We start from the raw sequence: 15908 nt of genomic DNA, 5'->3' as shown, positions 1-15908 counted from the left end.
CCCACGCAGAGCGTGGGAACGATCATCATCTCCAGGACGCCCCACGGATGCCTCAGCGCTTATGCACCAGAACCCCCGCTGAATAGGTCTCGCTGACCGTCCTGTCATCGCCCAGGGTCATCAGTACGAACAGCTGCTCTTCGATACTGGTCGCCTGTTTCATGCGGTAGGAGAGCAGCGGCGTGGCGTTGAAATCCAGTACCACGAAGTCAGCTTCGCTTCCCGCTTGCAGGTTGCCTATTCTGTCGTCCAGCCGCAGCGCTCGCGCACCGCCCAGAGTGGCCAGGTACAGGGATTTGAACGGGCTCAGCCTGGCGTCCTGCAATTGCATCACTTTGTAGGCTTCGTTCAGCGTCTGCAGGATCGAGAAGCTGGTGCCGGCGCCCACGTCGGTGCCCAGTCCTACGTTGAGCTTGTGCCTTTCTGCCATCGGCAGGTTGAACAGGCCACTGCCCAGAAAGAGGTTGGAAGTAGGGCAGAAGGCGACGGCTGACCCGGTTTCGGCCAGGCGCTGACATTCCTGATCGCACAGGTGCACGCCGTGGGCGAACACCGAACGCTCGCCCAGCAGGTTGAAATGGTCGTAGACATCCAGGTAGTTCTTGCGCTCCGGGAACAGCGCCTTGACCCACTCGACCTCTTTCAGGTTTTCGCTGATGTGGGTCTGCATGTACAAGTCCGGGTATTCGGTCAGCAATTGCCCGGCCAGCGTCAGCTGCTCCGGCGTGCTGGTCGGGGCGAAGCGCGGCGTAACCGCGTAATGCAAACGCCCCTTGCCGTGCCAGCGCTCGATCAGCGCCTTGCTGTCCAGGTAGCTGGATTCGGCCGTGTCGACCAGGTATTCCGGGGCATTGCGGTCCATCATCACCTTGCCGGCGATCATCCGCAGGTTGAGCTTCTGCGCGGCGCTGAACAGCGCGTCCACCGACTCTTTGTGCCGGCTGCCGAATACCAGCGCCGTGGTGGTGCCGTTACGCAGCAATTCCTTGAGAAAGATGTCCGCCACTTCGGCCGAATGCGCGGGGTCGGCAAATTGTTTTTCGCACGGAAAAACGTACGTGTTCAGCCAGTCCAGCAACTGTTCGCCATAGGACCCGACCATGCCGGTCTGTGGCAGATGGATGTGGGTGTCGATGAAACCGGCAGTGATCAAGGCGTCGGTGTAGGTCAGCACTTCGACCTCGCGCGGCAGACTGCCCAGCAGGTCTGCGGCATTTCCCACCGCAGTGATCCGGCCGTCCTCGACGATCATCAGACCGTCTTCGAAATACTCGTAGGACGCGTCGACAGCGACCTGAGCAGGGTCGCCCAGGCTGTGAACGATGGCGGCGCGGTAGGCTTTCTTTTCAATGGTCATTTCAAGATTCACTTTTATTCAGGAAACCTGGCTGCGTCGCGAGACAGGCATGAGCTTGGCAACGGGTTCGGACGTGGCACGCCGCTCCTCGCCCTCGAGCCCAAAACGGGCGTTATACGTTGCAATCACCTCGGCGGCCACGGACACGGCGATCTCCATCGGCAGTTTGCCTTTCACTTCCGCCAGACCCATCGGGCAGCGCATCCGCTGCACCAGTGCCGGGTCGAAGCCGCGGTCACGCAAGCGGTGTTCGAATTTTGCGCGCTTGGTCCGGGAGCCGATCAGGCCGAACCAGGCGAAGTCGCCGCGCTTGAGGATGGCGGCGGTCAGTTCCAGGTCCAGTTGATGATTGTGGGTCATGACGATGCAGTAGCTGCCAGCGGGCAGGTTATCCACTTCGTCGACCACTTCTTCGCTGACGATCCGAGTGACGCCATCGGGCACGTGTGGCGGGAGTTCGGCCTCCCGCGAATCGATCCAGCGCACCCGGCAGGGCAGGCTGGCGAGCAGCGGCACCAGCGCGCGGCCTACATGCCCGGCGCCGAACACAGCAATCTGCGCCTGAGGGCGGCCCATCGGTTCGAACAGCAATACGTTCACGCCACCGCAGCACTGGCCGAGACTGGCGCCGAGGCTGAACCGCTCCAGACGCGTCTGCTGGCTGCCGCTGGCGAGCAGCTCGCGGGCGATTTCCATGGCTTTGTATTCCAGATGGCCGCCGCCGATGGTGTCGAAAATACGTTCGGCGCTGACCACCATTTTCGAGCCGGCATTGCGCGGCGTCGAGCCGCGCTCCTCGATGATCGTCACCAGCACGCACGGCGTGCCCTGGGTTTGCAACTCGGCGAGGGCGCTGATCCAGTTGTTCATGGGTTTCTCCTGATCGCGTGAGGCGATCAAATTTTCTTTGTCCTTCCCGGCCCATTTGTGAGCAAGCTCACTCCCACAGGGAGCGCATTCCTCCAGCTGAAATGCGATGGGTCGTGTTGCATCGTTCCCGGTGGGAGCGAGCTTGCTCGCGAAGGCGTCAGCTCGAACGCCACTGATCAAATAGGTGAAACCGTCAGTTCATGGGCCACGCCTTCTGCTTCCGGCGCTGCGGCCTTGAGCTTGCGCATCTGCTCGCAGCCCCACAACACCCGTTCCGGCGTCGCAGGCGCGTCGATTTTCGGCTGATGCTTGTAATCCCCCAGACTCGCCACCGCATCCTTGATCGCGCACCACGCGGCGATGCCGAGCATGAATGGCGGTTCGCCGACGGCTTTGGAATGGAACACCGTGTCTTCCGGGTTCTTGCGGTTTTCCACCAGCTTCACCCGTAAATCCGCCGGCATGTCCGCCACCGCCGGAATCTTGTAGCCGGCCGGGCCGTTGGTCATCAGCTTTCCTTTGGCGTTCCACACCAGTTCTTCGGTGGTCAGCCAGCCCATGCCTTGAATGTAGCCGCCTTCGACCTGACCGATGTCGATGGCCGGATTCAGCGAGGCGCCGACGTCGTGAAGGATGTCGGTGCGCAGCATCTTGTACTCACCGGTCAGCGTGTCGACGAGCACCTCGGTGCACGCCGCACCGAAGGCGAAGTAATAAAAGGGCCGTCCGCGCGCCTGACTGCGGTCATAGAAGATTTTCGGTGTCTTGTAATAGCCGGTGCTGGACAACGACACCTGGCCCATCCAGGCCTGTTGCGCGAGGGTGTCGAAACTGATGACCTGTTCGCCCACCCGCACATGGCCGTTGCGAAATTCGACCTGCGCTGCGTCGCAAGCGTAATGCTTCGCCGCGAACTCGATCAGGCGCTGTTTGAGCGTTTCAGCGGCGTTCTGCGCGGCCTTGCCGTTCAGGTCCGCACCGCTGGAGGCTGCTGTCGGCGAGGTGTTCGGTACCTTGTCGGTGTTGGTGGCGGTGATCTGCACGCGGTCGATGTCGACCTGGAACACTTCGGCCACCACTTGAGCGACTTTAGTGTTCAATCCCTGGCCCATCTCCGTGCCGCCGTGGTTCAGGTGAATGCTGCCATCGGTGTAAATGTGGATCAGCGCGCCCGCTTGATTGAGGAAGCTGGCCGTGAAGGAAATCCCGAATTTCACCGGCGTCAGCGCCAGACCCTTCTTCAGAATCGGACTGTTGGCGTTGTAGGCCATGACGGCCTTGCGACGCTCGGCGTACTGGCTGCTTTCTTCGAGTTCGGCGGTCATCTCTTCGAGCATGTTGTGCTCGACGGTCTGGTAGTAGTGGGTGACGTTGCGCTCGGTCTTGCCGTAGTAATTGGCCTTGCGCACGGCCAGCGGATCCTTGCCCAGGTGCCGGGCGATCGCATCCATCACTTCCTCGATCGCGACCATGCCCTGCGGGCCGCCAAAGCCCCGATAGGCCGTATTCGACGCCGTATTGGTCTTGCAGCGATGACCGTTGATCGTCGCATCGCCCAAGTAGTAAGCGTTGTCGGCATGGAACATGGCGCGATCGACGATAGAGGCTGAAAGGTCGGGGGAATAGCCGCAGTTGCCGGCCAGTTCCAGCTGAATGCCCTGCAGCCGACCGTCATTGTCGAAGCCGACATCGTACTCGACATAAAACGGATGGCGCTTGCCGGTCATGACCATGTCTTCCATGCGCGGCAAGCGCATTTTGGTCGGCTGGCCGGTCAGCCGCGCGACCACTGCACACAGGCAGGCCGGGCTCGCGGCCTGGGTTTCCTTGCCGCCGAATCCGCCGCCCATGCGCCGCATGTCCACCACGACCTTGTTCATCGACACGTCGAGCACCTCGGCGACGAGCTTTTGCACTTCGGTCGGATTTTGCGTGGAACAGTAGACGATCATTCCGCCGTCCTCGGAGGGCATCACCGACGAGATCTGCGTTTCCAGATAGAAATGTTCCTGGCCGCCGATGTGCAAGGTGCCCTGGATGCGGTTCGGCGCAGTCTCCAGCGCTACGGCCGAATCGCCGCGCTGGTGAGTGTGGCTGTCGAGCACGAAATGCCGATTGCGGTAGGCCTGGACGACATCCAGCACCGGCTCGAGGTCTTCGTACTCGATGATCGCTGCCATCGCTGCCTTACGCGCGGTTTCCAGATCGCGGGCGGCCACGGCGATCACGGGCTGGCCGACGAACTCGACCTTGTCGATGGCCAGCAGCGGATCGCCGGGCAGCAGCGGGCCGATGTCTTTGAGGCCCGGAATGTCTTCATGGGTGATCGCAATGCGCACGCCTTCAAAGTCGTAGCAGGGCGAGACATCGACGCTGACGATCCGGGCGTGGGCACGATCGGAGAGGCGCGCGTACACGTGCAACTGATTGGGGAATTCCAGGCGGTCATCGATGTAAACCGCTTCGCCGGACACATGTTTGTCGGCGCTGTCGTGCTTGACGCTGCGGCCGACGCCAGTGGTCAGGTCCTGCTGGAACAGGGCGACCAGTTCTTCTTGGGTTTTGGCTGGATGGTGGTTAGACATATGCAGTCACCCGCGTCTGGATGTGTGGCGTTTGCAGTTCGATGAAGTATTTGCGCAGCAGGTTCTGCGCGCTCAGCAAGCGGTATTCCTTGCTGGCACGGAAATCCGTCAGCGGCGTGAAATCCTGTTCCAGCGCATGACAGGCTCGCTCGATCGTGGCCGATGTCCAGGGCTGTCCGATCAGGGCCTGCTCGCAGTGCACAGCGCGTTTGGGGATCGCCGCCATGCCGCCGAAGGCCGCACGGGCATCGACGATGGCGCCGTTCTCGACCTGAAGACGGAAGGCCGCGCAAACGGCGGAGATGTCATCGTCCAGCCGCTTGGAAACCTTGTAGGCACGGAACGCCTGCTTCACGCTGGCCCTGGGCACGATGATCTTCTCGATGAATTCGCTTTCCTGGCGCGCGGTCACGCGGTAATCGATGAAGTAATCCTCCAGCGCCAGCGTACGAGTCGTCTCGCCTTTGCGCAGGACGATTTTCGCGCCCAGCGCAATCAGCAGGGGAGGCGAGTCCCCGATGGGTGACGCGTTGCCGATGTTTCCGCCCAGCGTGCCCTGATTGCGGATCTGCAGCGACGCGAAACGGTGCAGCAGTTCGCCGAAATCCGGGTACTCGCTGCTCAACGCTTCGTAGCAGTCGGTCAGCGCAGTGGCAGCGCCGATCTCGATACGGTCCTCCAAGTGCTCGATCTTTTTCATGTCGGCCACGTTGCCCACGTAGATCATGACCGGCAGCGTGCGATGAAACTGGGTGACTTCAAGCGCCAGATCGGTGCCGCCCGCCAGCAGCCTGGCCTGCGGGTAGGCGTCGTAAAGATCGGCCAGGTCGGCGACGGTCAACGGCACCAGGCAGCGCTTGTCGCCGCTGTTCAGCTCGGCCGTCTGCTGCGGTCTGATGGACTTGAGGCGGGCGATGGTCTGCGCCTGGCGAGCATCGAACTGGTCGGGCTGACGCTGCCCGCCACAAGCCTGCCCGGCGGCGGCGAGAATAGGGCGATAGCCGGTGCAGCGGCACAGATTGCCGGCCAGCGCTTCACGGGCCTGAGCCTGCTTTTCCTGGTCGGAGTCCGTCTGCGAGCTGTTCTTCTGCAACGCGAACAGCGACATTACGAACCCTGGCGTGCAAAAGCCGCATTGCGATCCGTGGCAATCGACCATGGCCTGCTGCACGCTGTGCAACCGGCCTTGATGCTTCAGGTCTTCGACGCTGATCAGCTGCTTGCCGTGCAGCGCGGCGACGAACGTCAGGCACGAATTGAGGCTGCGATAACTGAGGTGATCCTGGCCCTGCTCATCGGTCGACAACTCGCCCACCACCACGGTGCACGCGCCGCAATCGCCGCTGGCGCAGCCCTCTTTGGTGCCGGACTTGTGCACGTGCTCACGCAGATAGTTGAGCACCGTCAGGTTCGGGTCCAGAGCATGCTCGGTTTTTAGCTCTTGGTTCAGTAGAAACTGGATCACCGGTTGTGCCTCATTTTCTTGTAATAGAAAGTTTGTAATCGAACATGTCGATGAATCTATCAGTTCTGACTATCGGGTCAATAATTTTCTGACCTTTAAGTCAGGAATTATGGAATTTCGCCGACTTGCCGATTAACGGCGGGGTGTCTGTGCAATGAAAGGGTGGGACCACGCTCAAAGTTTTGCTTATTTCGTGCCAGTTTCCACACATATGGCCCTGCGCCACAGGTATGCAGTGCGATACACTGCGCCGCTTGTGTGCAGCTATTGGATTTAAAGGAAAGAAATGACGTTCAAGGCACCGGACAGCCTCGCTGAGCAGATCGCTCATCATCTCGCGGAGCGGATCATTCGCGGCGAGCTCAAGCCAGGAGAGCGGATTCAGGAGCAGAAGGTCACTGCGGCACTCAACGTGAGTCGGGGATCGGTGCGCGAGGCGCTGCTGGTTCTCGAGCGACGCCATCTGATCGTCATCCTGCCGCGTCGCGGCGCTCAAGTGTCGGTCCTGACCCCGCACAACATCACCAGCCTCTGCGCGCTGATGAGTGAGCTGTACATTCTGCTTGGCCTGGCCGTGGCCAGAAGCTGGCAAGAACAGACCGATCTGGCGCCCTTCCTGCAAATCCAGCAACGTCTGATCGCCAGCTGCGAGCGCAAGGACGTGAAGGGCTTCGTCGAAGACAGTTTCAACGTCATGCGCGCGGCCTATCCGTTCGCCGATAATCCGTATCTGGAAGAAACCGTCGAGAACCTGCAGCCTTCCATGAGCCGTTTCTACTACCTGGCGCTGGAGCAACGCAAAGCCGAGATGAGCGAATACCTGACGCTGTTCGGCCAGTTGCTCGAAGCGGTGATTGCCCGTGACCTGTCGCGCATTCGCGAGGTGCTGACCTGTTACGCCGAGCGCAGCTGCCAGTCGGTCCTGTCTGCCCTGGCGGCCAGCTGATCCATGCGCCTTAAATGCATCAGGCTGGCCGGGTTCAAATCCTTCGTCGATCCGACGACGGTGAACTTCCCCAGCAACATGGCGGCCGTGGTCGGCCCCAATGGATGCGGCAAGTCCAACATCATCGACGCGGTGCGCTGGGTCATGGGCGAAAGCTCGGCCAAAAACCTGCGCGGCGAGTCGATGACCGATGTCATTTTCAACGGCTCTACCAGCCGTAAACCGGTCAGTCAGGCGAGCATCGAGCTGGTCTTCGACAACTCGGACAACACGCTGGTGGGCGAATACGCCGCCTACGCGGAAATCTCCATTCGCCGCAAGGTCACCCGCGACAGCCAGAACAGCTATTACCTGAACGGCACCAAGTGCCGTCGTCGCGACATCACCGATATTTTCCTCGGCACCGGCCTGGGTCCGCGCAGCTACTCGATCATCGAACAAGGGATGATTTCCAAGCTGATCGAAGCCAAGCCTGAGGATCTGCGCAACTTCATCGAAGAGGCCGCCGGTATTTCCAAGTACAAGGAGCGCCGCCGGGAAACCGAAAACCGCATCCGCCGTACCCACGAAAACCTGGCGCGCCTGACTGACCTGCGCGAAGAACTCGAGCGCCAGCTCGAACGTCTGTATCGTCAGGCCCAGGCCGCCGAGAAGTATCAGGAATATAAAGCCGAGGAGCGCCAGCTCAAGGCGCAGCTGTCGGCGTTGCGCTGGCAGGCGCTGAACGATCAGGTCGCGCAGCGCGAGGCAATCATCGGCACTCAGGAAGTCAGTTTCGAGGCGCTGGTGGCCGATCAGCGCAGCGCCGATGCGTCCATCGAACGCTTGCGCGATGGGCATCACGATCTTTCCGAGCGCTTCAATCAGGTGCAGGGCCGCTTTTATTCGGTCGGCGGCGACATTGCCCGTGTCGAGCAAAGCATTCAGCACGGCCAGCAGCGGCTGCGTCAGTTGCAGGACGATCTGCGCGAAGCCGAGCGCGCGCGGCAGGAAACCGAATCTCATCTGGGCCATGACCGCACGCTGTTGGCGACGCTGGGCGAAGAGCTGGAAATGCTTGAGCCCGAGCAGGAAATGACCCTCGCCGCCGCCGAGGAGTCCGCCGCCGCGCTGGAAGAGGCTGAAAGTGCAATGCACGGCTGGCAGGAGAAATGGGACGCCTTCAACCTGACGTCCGCCGAGCCGCGACGCCAGGCCGAGGTCCAGCAATCGCGGATCCAGCAGCTGGAAACCAGTTTGGAGCGCCTGGCCGAACGACAGCGCCGGTTGGGCGAAGAGCGCCAGTTGCTGGCGGCCGACCCGGAAGACGCGGCAATCCTGGCGCTCAGCGAAGACCTCGCGGCGCGGGAAATGGCGTTCGAAGACCTGACCGCCGAAGAAGAACAGCTGGTCGAGCGCCTCGAGCAATTGCGCCTCGAACTGCAGCAGACGACTCAGTCGCAACAGCAGGCGCAGGGCGATCTGCAGCGTCTGAATGGCCGCATCGCTTCGCTGGAAGCGTTGCAACAGGCGGCGCTGGATCCCGGCACCGGCACCGCCGAATGGCTGCGCGAGCATCAGTTGAGCGAGCGTCCTCGTCTGGCTGAAGGCTTGCGCGTCGAATCGGGCTGGGAGCTGGCCGTGGAAACCGTGCTGGGCGCCGATCTGCATGCGGTGCTGGTCGACACTTTCTCGGGCCTTGATCTGGCCGGTTTCAATCAGGGTGATCTGCGTCTGGTCAGCCCCGCAGCCGACAGGACCCGCATTCCGGGCAGTCTGCTCGACAAAGTCGAAACCGGCGTCGACCTGAGCCATTGGCTCGGTCAGGTCAAGCCGGTCGAAACCCTCGACGATGCCCTGGCACTGCGTTCGCAACTGAGCGCCGGGCAAAGCCTGATCAGTCGCGACGGCTACTGGGTCGGCCGTGACTTTCTGCGGGTGCGTCGCGCCAGCGAGGCCGAGAGCGGCGTACTGGCGCGCGGCCAGGAGTTGCAGCGTCTGGAAGCCGAACGCGAGGAGCGTGAAGCCACGCTGGCTGCGCTTGAAGAACTGTTGCTCACCCAGCGCGAGCAGCAGCGCGTGCAGGAAGACGGTCGTGAGCAACTGCGCCGACGCCTGCAGGACGAAGCCCGTCAGCAAAGTGAGCTCAAGGCTCAGCTGTCGGCAGCCAAAGCCAAGGTCGAGCAATTGACCCTGCGCCGCACGCGGCTGGATGAAGAATTGACCGAGCTCGGCGAGCAGCGCGCCATCGAGCAGGAGAGCTTGGGCGAGTCGCGCCTGCAATTGCAGGACGCGCTCGACAGCATGGCGCTCGACACCGAGCAGCGCGAACTGCTGCTGGCCCAGCGCGACAGCTTGCGTGAACGGCTTGATCGGGTGCGTCAGGAAGCGCGGCAGCACAAGGATCACGGCAATCAGTTGGCCGTCAGGCTGAGCTCCTTGCGCGCTCAGCACGACTCGACGCGTCAGGCCCTGGAGCGTCTGGAGATGCAGTCCGAGCGCCTGACCGAGAAGCGTGAACAGTTGAGTCTGGGCCTGGAAGAGGGCGAGGCGCCGCTTGAAGAACTGCGCTTGAAACTCGAAGAGCTGCTGGAGCGGCGTATGGTCGTCGACGACGAAATGCGCACCGCGAAAAACGCTCTGGAAGACGCCGACCGCGACCTGCGTGAAGCCGAGAAACGTCGTACCCAGGCCGAGCAGCAATCGCAGTTGCTGCGTGGACAACTGGAGCAGCAGCGGCTGGAATGGCAGTCACTCACGGTGCGACGCAAGACGCTTCAGGAGCAATTGCACGAAGACGGCTACGATCTGAATGGCGTGCTGGCGACCTTGACGCCGGAGGCCAACGAGAAGGAAGCCGAGGAGGAGCTGGAGCGCATCGCCGCGCGGATACAGCGTCTGGGCGCCATCAACCTGGCCGCCATCGATGAATACCAGCAGCAGTCCGAGCGCAAGCGTTACCTCGACGCTCAGGATGCCGACCTGGTCGAGGCACTGGACACGCTGGAAAACGTCATTCGCAAGATCGACAAAGAAACGCGCAATCGCTTCAAAGAGACCTTTGATCAGATAAACAGCGGAATTCAGGCACTTTTTCCAAAAGTTTTCGGTGGCGGCAGCGCTTACTTGGAACTGACGGGCGAAGATTTACTCGATACAGGGGTGACGATCATGGCGCGTCCCCCGGGCAAGAAGAACAGCACGATCCATCTGCTGTCCGGCGGCGAAAAAGCCCTGACCGCGCTGGCGCTGGTTTTTGCCATTTTCAAACTCAACCCGGCACCGTTCTGCATGCTCGACGAGGTCGACGCACCGCTGGACGACGCCAACGTGGGCCGCTATGCCCGACTGGTCAAGGAGATGTCGCAAACGGTGCAGTTCATCTACATCACCCACAACAAGATCGCCATGGAAATGGCCGATCAACTGATGGGCGTGACAATGCATGAGCCCGGGTGTTCGCGCCTCGTGGCGGTGGACGTAGAGGAGGCCATGGCGCTGGTGGATGCATAACGGGCTGCGGCGCAGCCGAACGGATTGATGAGGGAAAAGTGGCGCTCGATGGCTCGGTACAGGATCAACCGCCGCAGAGGTACAGATCCTCGCGGCATGCCAGATGTAACAGACGGTGTAAAGTTACCTTTGGTCGTGCTAGCTTAATGTCCACTTTTTCATTTCGCGTGGGTAAAACGCCATTCAGAACATAGAGTTGGCTCCACGTTTTAAAGGGGTTTACGCCCTTACTTTTCAGAATTTTCATTAGAGGCACGGGATTACATGGAAATCGGTCTGCGAGAGTGGCTGATCGTCATCGGCATAATTGTCATCGCCGGGATTCTTTTTGACGGCTGGCGCCGGATGCGCGGCGGCAAAGGCAAGCTGAAATTCAGGCTGGACCGCAGCTTCTCCAACCTGCCGGACGACGACGAAGGTTCGTCCGCCGAGGTGCTGGGCCCTGCGCGTGTTCTGGAAACCCATAAAGAGCCGCAACTGGACGAGCAGGATCTGCCGGCCATGAGCGCGGCTCGCGAGCGGCCTGAGCGGGCGGAGCGCCCTGAGCGTGAAAGCAAGCGCGGCAAGCGCAAGGACGAACCGCAGCAGGGCGACCTGAACCTGGACCTCGACGGCCCGAACCTGTTCTCGGCCCGCGACGACGACTTCCCGGACGACAAGCCGACCCAGCGCATCACTGAAGACAAGGACCTGGCGCCGGTGGAAGAGGTGCTGGTGATCAGCGTCATTTCTCGCGACGAAAGCGGTTTCAAAGGGCCTGCTTTGTTACAAAACATTCTGGAAAGCGGCCTGCGCTTCGGTGAAATGGACATTTTCCATCGCCACGAAAGCATGGCAGGCAATGGCGAAGTGCTGTTCTCCATGGCCAACGCGGTCAAGCCGGGCGTGTTCGATCTGGACGATATCGACCATTTCAGCACTCGTGCGGTGAGCTTCTTCCTCGGCTTGCCAGGTCCGCGTCATCCCAAGCAGGCGTTTGATGTGATGGTGGCCGCGGCGCGTAAACTGGCCCATGAACTCAACGGCGAACTCAAGGATGATCAGCGCAGCGTCATGACCGCGCAGACCATCGAGCATTACCGCCAGCGCATCGTCGAGTTCGAACGCCGCGCGCTGACTCAGCGTCGTTGATTGAGCGACGCAACCCTGTAGGAGCGTGGCTTGTCCCCCGATCTGTCGCGAAGCGGCAGCAAATCCCGCAAACGCGTTTGTCCAGAAATACCGCATTAGCCGAGGTTGCGACGGGTTCCCCGTCGATCGCGGGACCAGCCACGCTCCTACAGGTTTAGCACGACCACGAATGAGCAGCTTCGGCTGCTCTTTTGCTTTTCGAGAGAACACCGTATGAACACCGTCGAACAACGAATCCTGGAACTGCGCGCAGAGCTGGACCTGCACAACTACCGGTATCACGTCCTCGACGAGCCGAGCATTCCGGACGTCGAGTACGACCGCCTGTTCCACGAGTTGAAAGCGCTGGAAGCAGACAACCCGCATCTGGTCACGCCCGATTCGCCGACCCAGCGTGTCGGCAGCGCGGCGCTGTCGGCGTTCACCCAGGTCAGGCATGAAATCCCTATGCTCAGCCTTGGCAACGCCTTCGAAGAAACCGACTTGCGCGAGTTTGATCGGCGGGTCAACGAAGGCCTCGATCTGCCCACCGGTGATCTGTTCGGCAGTGCCACCAAGGTCGAGTACAGCTGCGAGCCCAAGCTCGACGGTCTGGCCGTCAGCCTGCTGTATCAGAACGGTGCGCTGGTCCGCGGCGCCACTCGCGGCGATGGCACCACGGGCGAGGACATCAGCGTCAACGTGCGCACAGTGCGCAATATCCCGCTGAAGTTGCACGGCAAAGGCTGGCCGGAAACCCTCGAAGTGCGCGGCGAAGTGTTTATGTCCAAGGCCGGGTTCGAGCGTCTGAACGCCAGTCAGCTGGAGATTGGCGGCAAGACCTTCGCCAACCCGCGCAACGCCGCGGCCGGCAGCTTGCGCCAGCTGGACTCGAAGATCACCGCCAATCGCCCGCTGGAATTCTGCTGTTACGGCATCGGTCAGGTGTCCCACGACATTGCCGAGACTCACATCGGCAATCTCAAGCAGCTCAAAGAGTGGGGCATGCCGATCAGCCGAGAGCTGAAGGTGGCCGAGGGCATCGAGGATTGCCTCAAGTATTACCACGACATCGGCGAGCGTCGGCTGTCCCTGCCGTATGAGATCGACGGCGTGGTGTTCAAGGTCAACAGCATTGCTTCCCAGCGCGAACTGGGATTTCGCGCACGTGAGCCGCGCTGGGCCATCGCACACAAATTTCCGGCCATGGAAGAGCTCACCGAACTGCTTGACGTGGAATTCCAGGTCGGCCGCACCGGCGCCGTGACGCCGGTCGCGCGCCTCAAGCCGGTCAAGGTGGCCGGCGTCACCGTGGCCAACGCTACGCTGCACAACATGGACGAAGTCGCGCGCCTGGGCCTGATGATCGGTGACACCGTGATCATCCGTCGTGCCGGCGATGTGATCCCGCAGGTGGTTCAGGTCGTGCTGGAGCGGCGTCCCGACAACGCCCGCAAAGTCGAGATTCCGCAGACCTGCCCGGTGTGTGGCTCGCAGGTCGAACGCACGCAGCTGATCAAGCGCAGCAAGGGCAAGGAAACGGTCAGCGAAGGGGCGGTGTATCGCTGCGTCGGTCGCCTGGCCTGCGGTGCGCAGCTCAAACAGGCGATCATCCACTACGTGTCCCGACGCGCGATGGACATCGAAGGCCTGGGCGACAAGACCATCGAGCAGTTGGTGGACGAAAAGCTGATTGGCTCGCCCGCTGACCTGTACAAGCTGGAATACGAGCAAATCATCGACCTGGAAGGCTTCGCCGAAATCTCCAGCAAGAAACTGCTCAAGGCCATCGACGACAGCAAGCAGCCGACGCTGGCGCGTTTCATTTATGCGCTGGGCATTCCCGACGTCGGCGAGGAAACCGCCAAAGTGCTCGCACGCTCGCTCGGTTCGCTGGAGCGGGTGAAGGCCGCGCTGCCTGAAGTGCTGACGTACCTGCCGGACATCGGCCTGGAAGTGGCACACGAGATTCACAGCTTCTTCGAGGACGAACACAACCAGAACGTCATTGGCGCATTGCTTGGCGAATGCAACATGGTGTTGCAGGACACCGGCGATCTGGGCGCCGAGTTCGCGGCCAGCGCCACCTTGGGCGGCATGCTCGACAAACTCAACATTCCATCGGTCGGCCCCGGCGCCGCGCAAAAACTGGCGGACAAATTCACCACGCTGGAAGGCGTGGTCAAGGCTGACTGGCTGGACATGCGCCAGACCCTGCCGGAGAAACAGGCGCAATCGGTCAGAGCCTTCTTTGATATCAAGGCGAACGCCGACCGCGCGATCGCCATCGAGCAACAGCTCAAAGACTTCGGCATGCACTGGCAGAGCGAAAAGAAAATTGTCGAAGGTTTGCCGCTGGCAGGGCAGACCTGGGTGCTGACCGGCTCGCTGGAACTGATGAGTCGCGACGTCGCCAAGGACAAGCTCGAAAGCCTGGGCGCCAAGGTGTCCGGTTCCGTCTCGGCCAAGACCCACACCGTGGTCGCCGGTCCGGGGGCCGGCTCGAAACTGACCAAAGCCAACGAGCTGGGGCTCAAGGTGCTGGACGAAGAGGCGTTTGTTGCGTTTCTCAAGAAGCACAACGTTCCGGTGGAATGACCCGTTTGCTGTAGGGGGGCGTAAGCACAGCGCTAATGCCGACCTCTTCCCCAGTAGGATCGGCTTTAGCCGGGAAGGCGGTCTGTCCCGGTAGGACCGGCTTCAGCCGGGAAGGCGCTTTAACTGGGGGAACGCATATCCGATGCACCCACTGCCCATGCCCCTCGCGGATAAAATCCACGGAACCGCCGCAACCCCCGATGATCTAGTGCTTGCAGCCCACTCAGGAGATGGCCATGTTCCAGTTCTTCGAACAACTCAGCACTCGGATCGCGGCGCCCTTTGCCGGTGAAAGCAAGCGCAACAACAAGGTCTGGCAGTGCCGTTGTGGGCAGTCGGTATTCTTCCGTAACAGCCAGTGTCTGGCGTGTTCGGCAGCACTGGGTTATCTGCCGGAGCAGGGCAGGATCGCGGCCCTTGAGCCGGGGCCCGACCTCAACACCTGGCGTTTGAGTGATGAGCCTCAGGCCGGGCTGTATCGCCGCTGCGCGAATCTGGATACCCCCGCTGGGTGCAACTGGCTGTTTCCGGCGCTCAATGCCGGCGAGTTCTGCGTGGCCTGTAGCCTCAACAAGACCATTCCCGACTTATCCGTGCCGGAAAACCCGGAGCGCTGGCGCAAGATCGAAACCGCCAAGCGGCGCCTGGTGGCGCAGCTGATCACACTGGGGCTGCAGGTCATCCCCAAGAGCGTGGACGAGCAGCGCGGTCTGGCGTTCGAATTTCTCGGTGTCGATCTGGAAGGCAATCTGCCGACCACAGGGCACGCCCACGGCCTGATCACCCTCAACGTTGAAGAAGCCGACGACGCTATTCGTGAGAAAGTACGTGTCCAGATGCACGAACCTTACCGCACGCTTCTCGGGCATTTCCGCCACGAAGTCGGACATTACTACTGGGATCGCCTGATCGCTGACACCTACTGGCAGGACGGTTTTCGCAACCTGTTCGGCGATGACCGCGCCAGCTACGCCGATGCGCTGGATCATCACTACCAGCACGGCGCCCCGGCGGACTGGCAGCAGCATTACGTCAGCGCCTACGCCACCATGCATCCTTGGGAAGACTGGGCTGAAACCTGGGCACATTACCTGCACATGATGGATGCCGTCGACACGGCGTTGAGCCTGGGGATGAGCGCCCGCGACATGGACCTCGACTACCAGCCGTTCGGACTGGAAACGCTTTTCGACCCGCAGCATCCGGGCGGGCCCGCGTTCCTGACGTTCGTCAATGCGTGGATCGAGCTTGCCGGCATGCTCAACGAGCTGTCGCGCGCCATGGGCCAGCCTGACTTCTATCCGTTTGTGCTGCCGCCCGCCGTCATCACCAAGCTGCATTTCATTCATCTGGTGATTCAAGGGGCAGGCGGCAAAGCGGACGAGGTGCTCCAGGTGCAATGAGCCGCGCGGGTGCCCGACGCCCCGCAATCGCTGCAACTTTGCCGCGCCAACCGTGTCAGCACCGCCGGTCTGCGAGCTTCTG

The 15908-nt window shown here is 61.4% G+C and carries 9 protein-coding genes; 5 read left to right on the top strand and 4 right to left on the bottom strand.

The genetic code is table 11. The features are described from left to right. Positions 1–52 precede the first annotated feature (52 nt). The 4 genes from guaD to xdhA all read right to left on the bottom strand — a co-directional run bounded on the left by guaD (position 53) and on the right by xdhA (position 6277). A complete protein-coding gene (guaD, locus tag BMZ10_RS08020; protein WP_093459506.1) occupies positions 53–1357 on the bottom strand; it encodes a guanine deaminase in 1305 nt (434 codons plus the stop codon). Between the two features lie 18 nt (positions 1358–1375). After that, complete coding sequence (gene xdhC, locus BMZ10_RS08015; RefSeq protein WP_093459504.1) at positions 1376–2227, bottom strand: xanthine dehydrogenase accessory protein XdhC; 852 nt, start codon at positions 2225–2227, stop codon at positions 1376–1378. 176 nt (positions 2228–2403) lie between these two features. Next, positions 2404–4812: a xanthine dehydrogenase molybdopterin binding subunit gene (gene xdhB, locus BMZ10_RS08010; protein ID WP_093459502.1), complete on the bottom strand. Its 2409-nt coding sequence runs from the start codon at positions 4810–4812 to the stop codon at positions 2404–2406. Continuing rightward, the gene (gene xdhA, locus BMZ10_RS08005; protein WP_093459500.1) at positions 4805–6277 is read right to left on the bottom strand and encodes a xanthine dehydrogenase small subunit; all 1473 of its coding nucleotides are present in this window, start codon (positions 6275–6277) and stop codon (positions 4805–4807) included. The genes xdhB and xdhA overlap by 8 nt, the downstream gene beginning before the upstream one ends. A gap of 286 nt (positions 6278–6563) precedes the next feature. On the opposite strand from xdhA, the gene BMZ10_RS08000 reads away from it, so the two are divergent. The 5 genes from BMZ10_RS08000 to BMZ10_RS07980 all read left to right on the top strand — a co-directional run bounded on the left by BMZ10_RS08000 (position 6564) and on the right by BMZ10_RS07980 (position 15826). Further along, positions 6564–7223 carry a GntR family transcriptional regulator gene (locus tag BMZ10_RS08000; RefSeq protein WP_093459498.1) on the top strand — a complete coding sequence of 220 codons (660 nt, stop codon included), beginning with the start codon at positions 6564–6566 and terminating at the stop codon, positions 7221–7223. A gap of 3 nt (positions 7224–7226) precedes the next feature. Continuing rightward, complete coding sequence (gene smc, locus BMZ10_RS07995; RefSeq protein ID WP_093459496.1) at positions 7227–10715, top strand: chromosome segregation protein SMC; 3489 nt, start codon at positions 7227–7229, stop codon at positions 10713–10715. 264 nt (positions 10716–10979) lie between these two features. Beyond that, positions 10980–11846: a cell division protein ZipA gene (gene zipA / locus BMZ10_RS07990; RefSeq protein WP_093459493.1), complete on the top strand. Its 867-nt coding sequence runs from the start codon at positions 10980–10982 to the stop codon at positions 11844–11846. 213 nt (positions 11847–12059) lie between these two features. Further along, entirely contained in the window at positions 12060–14423 is a 2364-nt protein-coding gene (gene ligA / locus BMZ10_RS07985; protein ID WP_093459490.1) for an NAD-dependent DNA ligase LigA, read from the top strand. A 236-nt stretch (positions 14424–14659) separates the two neighbouring features. Then, positions 14660–15826, top strand: a complete 1167-nt coding sequence (locus tag BMZ10_RS07980; RefSeq protein WP_093459487.1) for a zinc-binding metallopeptidase family protein — start codon at positions 14660–14662, stop codon at positions 15824–15826. Positions 15827–15908 lie beyond the last annotated feature (82 nt).

This window comes from Pseudomonas sp. NFR16, from assembly GCF_900108875.1.
GTDB lineage: Bacteria > Pseudomonadota > Gammaproteobacteria > Pseudomonadales > Pseudomonadaceae > Aquipseudomonas.
The sequence above is the reverse complement of the archived record's forward strand: the minus strand, read 5'-3'. Positions and strand labels throughout refer to the sequence as shown.

Bases quoted from the DNA above. Each gene is read 5' to 3' on its own strand.
- guaD (WP_093459506.1), bottom strand. From the start codon at position 1,357: ATGACCATTGAAAAGAAAGCCTACCGCGCCGCCATCGTTCACAGCCTG.
- xdhC (WP_093459504.1), bottom strand. From the start codon at position 2,227: ATGAACAACTGGATCAGCGCCCTCGCCGAGTTGCAAACCCAGGGCACG.
- xdhB (WP_093459502.1), bottom strand. From the start codon at position 4,812: ATGTCTAACCACCATCCAGCCAAAACCCAAGAAGAACTGGTCGCCCTG.
- BMZ10_RS08000 (WP_093459498.1), top strand. From the start codon at position 6,564: ATGACGTTCAAGGCACCGGACAGCCTCGCTGAGCAGATCGCTCATCAT.
- smc (WP_093459496.1), top strand. From the start codon at position 7,227: ATGCGCCTTAAATGCATCAGGCTGGCCGGGTTCAAATCCTTCGTCGAT.
- zipA (WP_093459493.1), top strand. From the start codon at position 10,980: ATGGAAATCGGTCTGCGAGAGTGGCTGATCGTCATCGGCATAATTGTC.
- ligA (WP_093459490.1), top strand. From the start codon at position 12,060: ATGAACACCGTCGAACAACGAATCCTGGAACTGCGCGCAGAGCTGGAC.
- BMZ10_RS07980 (WP_093459487.1), top strand. From the start codon at position 14,660: ATGTTCCAGTTCTTCGAACAACTCAGCACTCGGATCGCGGCGCCCTTT.